At 44.6% G+C, this 7,099-nt stretch carries 3 protein-coding genes; 2 read left to right on the forward strand and 1 reads right to left on the reverse strand.

The genetic code is table 11. From position 1 onward, the window contains the following. Nucleotides 1-398: 398 nt before the first annotated feature. The gene (locus IQ228_RS17390; RefSeq protein WP_370566904.1) at nt 399-1,532 is read right to left on the reverse strand and encodes a hypothetical protein; all 1,134 of its coding nucleotides are present in this window, start codon (nt 1,530-1,532) and stop codon (nt 399-401) included. A gap of 677 nt (nt 1,533-2,209) precedes the next feature. On the opposite strand from IQ228_RS17390, the gene psaA reads away from it, so the two are divergent. Together psaA and psaB are read left to right on the forward strand one after the other, a co-directional pair. Continuing rightward, complete coding sequence (psaA, locus tag IQ228_RS17395; protein WP_027401491.1) at nt 2,210-4,468, forward strand: photosystem I core protein PsaA; 2,259 nt, start codon at nt 2,210-2,212, stop codon at nt 4,466-4,468. A 224-nt stretch (nt 4,469-4,692) separates the two neighbouring features. After that, nucleotides 4,693-6,924: a photosystem I core protein PsaB gene (psaB, locus tag IQ228_RS17400; protein WP_027401492.1), complete on the forward strand. Its 2,232-nt coding sequence runs from the start codon at nt 4,693-4,695 to the stop codon at nt 6,922-6,924. Nucleotides 6,925-7,099 lie beyond the last annotated feature (175 nt).

Genomic DNA, 7,099 nt, shown 5'->3' on the forward strand with positions numbered 1-7,099 from the left:
TTAGGGACTTCCAAATAAAAAAATACTCAACCACCTAACGCAAAAATCTCTCAAACCCTTATTCCTCTGTGTCCTCTGCGCCTCTGTGGTTCGTTAATCAGGATAATTTATTTCTTGGAAGTCCCTTAAGAGAACTCCACAAAAAGAAATGCCCAATGTCATTATGAACGAAACGAAGTGTAGTGAAGAATCTCTTGAGATGCTTCGTTTCGCTATGGCTAACGCCACGCTCCGCGAACGCTACACTCAGCATGACAAAACAGGATCATTTATTTTGTGGCTTACTCCAATACCTTGTCCATTTTTTGTAGGTCGGGTTAAGCGACAGCGCAACCCGACGCATTTGTTGGGTTTCGTGCCTCAACCCAACCTTGTATCTTAGAGGTATGTTACTCTAATTACTCTTGAATTTGAGATTGCTTAGATGAACCTGTATCTGGTTTATCCAGATTCAATTCTTTTGTTTCTGTGACTTTGGTTTCTGGAGTTGGTGTAACTTCAGGAAGTTTAACTTCAGGAATTGGTTGTTTTTCGACTTTAGTTTCTGGAGTTGGTGTAACTTCAGGAAGTTTAACTTCAGAAATTGGTTGTTTTTCGACTTTGGTTTCTGAAGTTGGTGTAACTTCAGGAAGTTTAACTTCAGAAATTGGTTGTTTTTCGACTTTAGTTTCTGGAGTTGGTGTAGCGGTAGATTCAGTACCTGGAATCTTAGCTGTATAAGTTGGGTCTACAATACCCCGAACTTCATCTGCTGTCAATTCCCCTCTGACAATTTTAGAAAGAGTATCTTGACCATTGGGTTGGTAGTTAATTAGTCTAATAGTGGTATTAAAGGCATTTTTCACAGGTTGTCCTTCATTGTCAAGGAATTCTAGTTTTACCCAGGTTTTACCAGGTTTAAAGCCTTTAAGATAAATAGGTTGCCAACGATCGAGAATAAAGCTTTCACCATTAACTGTACTACGAATACGCCAATTGCTCATTGTATCGTCAGGATTAGTTTCAGCTATACTATGCAACGGTGCATTAGTTAGGTAGAAGTCCAGCATAATTGGTTCTGCCCCATAACCACCATTGGGACGACTGTAAGTAAGTAGGGGTAATTTAGAATCTGGGTTGTTTTCCTCAGTTTTCGTCAAAACGTGAAATGTAGTTTGAGCATAAGCACCTTCATTTTTAAAACTTTCATGCCACGGACGAGAAGCAAAAACACGAAGAGTATGCGTACCGGGTGATAAGTCTGACAATACCACCGACTGATTTAAATCGTAAACAGCTATATAAGGTTGATTGTCTAAAATTAGGTGCAAATGGGGTCCAAGTTGCCATTGAGGGTCTTTAAATATCGGTAAGTCCTTAACCCGCAACTGGACTTTAACTATATTGTCTGGAAGAATTTCATTTACTAGGGGACTAATGATGCTGACTTGAGGTTGATAACCTTCTAGACTGGGACGCAATGCTTGAATAACATCAGGTGGTGCAGTTTCTGAAAAAGTCCCAGAAATTTCTGAGGCTGGGAGCGTTTTCATGAAAGGATTCGTAGATACTTCCTGGCTGTTTGCTGCTTCAGCGCAACTACTTAAGTTTAAAACTAGCACTAATGTAGCAAGCCACTTAATAATTGGGAATCTCTTGGAAAAAAGTTGGTCAAAAAATTTTCTGCACCCAGTGTTCATGTTTTTATTCCGTAATATTTTTTAACAATTAACGCCATTATTGTGACGCAAATTATGACTCATTCACTATGAATAAGAGCATAAATCTACTACCAAAGTTATAAATTTACCTACTTTCATCTGATTAGAATGGCGAATAAGTGATTTTTTTGACTTGTTCTCAGAAAATAAATTTGGTTTCAGACCGCTAATTTTAGATAAAAGTAGCCAAATGGCACGAGTTTGAGCGGCTCTGCGTATGAATCATAAGTTTTCCAAATTGTTGTTCTTTGTAAATTAAATGAAGAGTCTATTGACTTTTGGACAATGTATAGGAACTTATAAAGCCGATTGGACAATAAATTTGGCTATTTTTAATTATTGTTAACAGGTCTATAACAATGTGCAAGTTCAGACTCTATAATTCAACAGAAACAACTTTTCTTTTCCACACGGCAACCGCATCGCTAGTCCAGAGCAATCTGAAAACGGCGACTGTGTTATTCTAGGTGGTATTCATGATTCCCCATTCCTTATAGAGAGGAGGTCGAATGACGATTAGTCCTCCGGAGCGAGAGGAAAAAAAAGCAAGAGTGATCGTTGACAATGACCCGGTTCCTACCTCATTTGAAAAATGGGCAAAGCCAGGACATTTCGACAGATCCTTAACCAGAGGCCCAAAAACCACAACCTGGATTTGGAACCTCCATGCCCTCGCCCATGATTTTGATACACATACAAGCGATTTAGAAGACATTTCCCGCAAGATATTCGCCGCTCACTTCGGCCATTTGGCTGTAGTAGCAATCTGGTTGAGCGGAATGTTGTTCCACGGCGCTAAGTTCTCTAACTACGAAGCTTGGCTGGCTGACCCATTAGGCATTAAGCCCAGCGCCCAAACAGTTTGGTCTATTGTTGGTCAAGACATTTTAAACGGTGATATGGGCGGCGGTTTCCGCGGCATTCAAATCACCTCTGGCTTGTTCCAAGTATGGCGTGGCTGGGGTATCACTAGCTCCTTCCAGCTATATGTAACTGCAATTGGCGGCTTGGTATTAGCAGGCTTGTTCTTATTTGCTGGCTGGTTCCACTACCACAAACGCGCTCCTAAACTGGAATGGTTCCAGAATGTGGAGTCAATGCTGAATCATCACTTATCGGTGTTGCTAGGCTGTGGTTCTTTGGGATGGGCTGGTCACTTAATCCATGTGTCTGCACCAATCAACAAACTGTTAGATGCAGGTGTGGCAGCTAAGGACATCCCTCTGCCTCATGAGTTGCTGTTTGATACAGCAAAAATGGCAGCACTTTACCCTGGTTTCGCCAGTGGTTTAACACCTTTCTTCACCTTAAATTGGGGAGCTTACGCTGATATCCTCACATTTAAGGGTGGTTTAAACCCAGTTACAGGCGGCTTGTGGATGACTGATATTTCTCATCACCACCTAGCGATCGCTGTACTGTTCATCATTGCTGGTCATATGTACCGTACCAACTGGGGTATCGGTCATAGTATTAAAGATATTCTAGAAGCTCATAAAGGTCCTTTCACTGGCGAAGGTCACAAAGGTCTTTACGAAAACCTCACCACTTCTTGGCACGCTCAATTAGCTACTAACCTAGCTTTCTTGGGTTCCTTGACAATCATCATCGCTCACCATATGTACGCGATGCCTCCCTATCCTTACTTGGCAACTGATTACGCAACACAATTGTGTATCTTCACTCACCATATTTGGATAGGTGGTTTCTTGATTGTTGGTGGTGCTGCTCACGCAGCCATCTTCATGGTGCGCGATTACGATCCTGTTGTTAACCAAAACAACGTTTTAGATCGCGTGATTCGTCACCGTGACGCTATCATTTCTCACCTCAACTGGGTTTGTATTTTCTTAGGCTTCCACAGCTTTGGTTTGTACATCCACAATGACACCATGCGTGCCTTGGGTCGTCCCCAAGATATGTTCTCCGACAGTGCAATTCAATTGCAACCAGTATTTGCTCAATGGGTGCAAAACCTGCACACATTAGCTCCTGGTAATACAGCACCTAACGCTCTTCAAGTAGTTAGTCATGCTTTTGGTGGTGGAATCGTCGCTATCGGCGACAAGATCGCTATGATGCCCATTGCATTGGGTACAGCGGACTTTATGGTTCACCACATTCACGCATTCACCATTCACGTTACTGTTCTCATCTTGCTCAAAGGTGTATTGTACGCCCGTAGTTCTCGTCTGATTCCAGACAAGGCTAACTTAGGCTTCCGATTCCCTTGCGATGGTCCAGGTCGTGGCGGTACTTGCCAAGTGTCCGGTTGGGATCATATCTTCCTTGGACTCTTCTGGATGTATAACTCCTTATCAATTGTAATTTTCCACTTCAGTTGGAAGATGCAGTCTGATGTCTGGGGAACAGTAGATGCAGATGGCACAGTAAATCACATTACTGGCGGTAACTTTGCTGAAAGTGCTATCACCATCAACGGTTGGTTACGTGACTTCTTGTGGGCGCAAGCTACACAAGTAATCAACTCCTACGGAACTGAATTGTCCGCTTATGGACTCATGTTCTTAGGCGCTCACTTTATTTGGGCGTTCAGCTTAATGTTCCTATTCAGTGGTCGTGGCTACTGGCAAGAACTCATTGAGTCCATTGTTTGGGCGCACAATAAACTGAAAGTAGCCCCAACAATTCAGCCTCGCGCACTGAGCATCACTCAAGGTCGGGCTGTAGGTGTGGCTCACTACCTATTAGGAGGAATTGCTACTACTTGGGCATTCTTCCACGCACACATCCTATCAGTAGGATAAAAATCAGTAGAATTTTGGTGAGGCAACGCGGTGAGTCCAGTCCTGAAAGCGGGTTTCCCGCCTGAGGGAACTGGCAAACCCGTAAGGGGCTTGGGGGTTTCCCCCATGAGCGACTGCCGAATCTGAAAGGATTTTGGATTTTAGATTTAATCCAAAATCCAGAATCTAAAATCTAAAATTTTGCTGACAAATAATGGCTAAAGGTCAGAGGACAGATCACACCTATGGCAACAAAATTTCCAAAATTTAGCCAGGATCTCGCACAGGACCCGACTACTCGTCGGATTTGGTATGCGATCGCTACAGGCAACGACTTTGAAAGCCACGATGGCATGACGGAAGAGAATCTTTACCAAAAGATTTTCGCTACGCACTTCGGTCACTTGGCAATCATCTTCCTGTGGGCATCCAGCCTCCTGTTCCACGTAGCCTGGCAAGGTAACTTTGAACAGTGGATTAAAGATCCCCTGCACGTCCGTCCAATTGCCCATGCAATTTGGGACCCTCACTTCGGTGAAGCAGCAATTGAAGCTTTCACCCAAGCTGGTGCAAGCAACCCTGTAAACATTGCTTACTCTGGTGTTTATCACTGGTGGTACACCATCGGGATGCGGACAAACAGCGAACTATATACTGGTTCCGTTGGTTTGCTCTTGTTGTCCGCATTGTTCCTATTTGCTGGTTGGTTACATTTACAACCCAAGTTCCGTCCTAGCCTTTCTTGGTTTAAGAGTGCTGAACCCCGCCTAAACCACCACTTAGCTGGTTTGTTTGGTGTTAGTTCTCTGGCTTGGGCTGGTCACTTGGTTCACGTTGCTATTCCTGAATCCCGTGGTATTCACGTGGGTTGGGATAACTTCCTGACTGTAGCTCCCCATCCAGAAGGTTTAACTCCTTTCTTTACAGGTAACTGGGGCGTTTACGCTCAAAACCCTGACACCGCTGGCCAGTTATTTGGTACTTCCACAGGTGCAGGGACTGCGATTCTTACCTTCTTGGGCGGTTTCCACCCCCAAACAGAATCCTTGTGGTTGACTGACATGGCTCACCACCACTTGGCGATCGCAGTTTTGTTCATCATCGCTGGTCATATGTACCGGACTAACTTCGGAATTGGTCACAGCATTAAAGAAATGCTGAACTCCAAATCCGGTTTAGTACCTGGTAGCAAGAGCGAAGGTCAGTTCAACCTGCCCCACCAAGGTCTTTACGACACCATCAACAACTCCCTGCACTTCCAGTTGTCATTAGCTTTGGCATCTTTGGGAACTATCTGTTCCTTGGTAGCGCAGCATATGTACGCTCTGCCTCCTTATGCTTTCATCGCTAAGGATTACACCACACAGGCAGCACTGTACACCCACCACCAGTACATCGCTGGTTTCTTGATGGTTGGTGCTTTTGCTCACGCAGCAATTTTCTGGGTACGTGATTACGACCCTGAACAAAACAAAGGTAACGTCCTTGACCGGATGTTACAACACAAAGAAGCGATCATCTCCCACCTTAGCTGGGTATCTCTCTTCTTGGGTTTCCACACCCTGGGTTTATATGTTCACAACGATGTAGTTGTTGCGTTCGGTACTCCTGAAAAACAAATCTTGATTGAGCCAGTATTTGCTCAATTCATCCAAGCTGCTCAAGGTAAAGCTTTGTATGGCTTGAATGTACTGTTGTCTAACCCCGACAGTATTGCTTACACCGCTTACCCCAATGCTGGTAACGTTTGGTTGTCCGGCTGGTTAGATGCCATCAACTCTGGAACAAATTCCTTGTTCTTGACCATTGGACCTGGCGATTTCTTGGTTCACCACGCTTTCGCTTTGGCTATCCACACCACCACCTTGGTACTCGTTAAGGGTGCTTTGGATGCTCGTGGTTCTAAACTGATGCCCGATAAAAAGGACTTCGGTTATGCGTTCCCCTGCGACGGTCCAGGCCGTGGCGGTACTTGCGATATCTCCGCATGGGACTCTTTCTACCTGTCTATGTTCTGGATGTTAAACACCATCGGTTGGGTAACATTCTACTGGCACTGGAAACACCTCGGTATTTGGCAAGGTAACGTTGCTCAGTTCAATGAAAACTCTACCTACCTCATGGGCTGGTTCCGTGACTACCTCTGGGCTAACTCTGCTCAGTTGATTAACGGTTACAACCCCTACGGTATGAATAACTTGTCTGTTTGGGCTTGGATGTTCCTCTTCGGACACCTCGTCTGGGCTACTGGTTTCATGTTCCTCATCTCTTGGAGAGGTTACTGGCAAGAGTTAATTGAAACCTTGGTTTGGGCCCACGAACGTACTCCTTTAGCTAACTTAGTTCGCTGGAAGGACAAGCCCGTTGCTCTCTCCATTGTTCAAGCTCGTGTGGTTGGTTTAGCTCACTTCACTGTTGGCTACATCGTCACCTATGCAGCGTTCCTCATTGCCTCTACGGCTGGTAAGTTTGGTTGATCCTGACTACTGCTTTTAGGTAATTAAAAATCCCCTGCCGTGAGGTGGGGGATTTTTTAATGGGCGGGCAATGCCTAGTGTGTTAATTCTGTGTATTTTTGGAGGGATTGTCCAGAAAATGACGGGTGAAGGCAAGCAGGGTTAGGGGTGTCTCTTATAGACATCTGACGCTGCC

It is taken from the genome of Dolichospermum sp. LEGE 00246 (assembly GCF_015207865.1).
In the GTDB taxonomy this organism is placed as follows: Bacteria; Cyanobacteriota; Cyanobacteriia; order Cyanobacteriales; family Nostocaceae; genus Dolichospermum; species Dolichospermum heterosporum.

Excerpts from the sequence above, each read along its gene's own strand:
- IQ228_RS17390 (WP_370566904.1), bottom strand. The coding sequence starts at position 1,532 with ATGAAAACGCTCCCAGCCTCAGAAATTTCTGGGACTTTTTCAGAAACT.
- psaA (WP_027401491.1), top strand. The coding sequence starts at position 2,210 with ATGACGATTAGTCCTCCGGAGCGAGAGGAAAAAAAAGCAAGAGTGATC.
- psaB (WP_027401492.1), top strand. The coding sequence starts at position 4,693 with ATGGCAACAAAATTTCCAAAATTTAGCCAGGATCTCGCACAGGACCCG.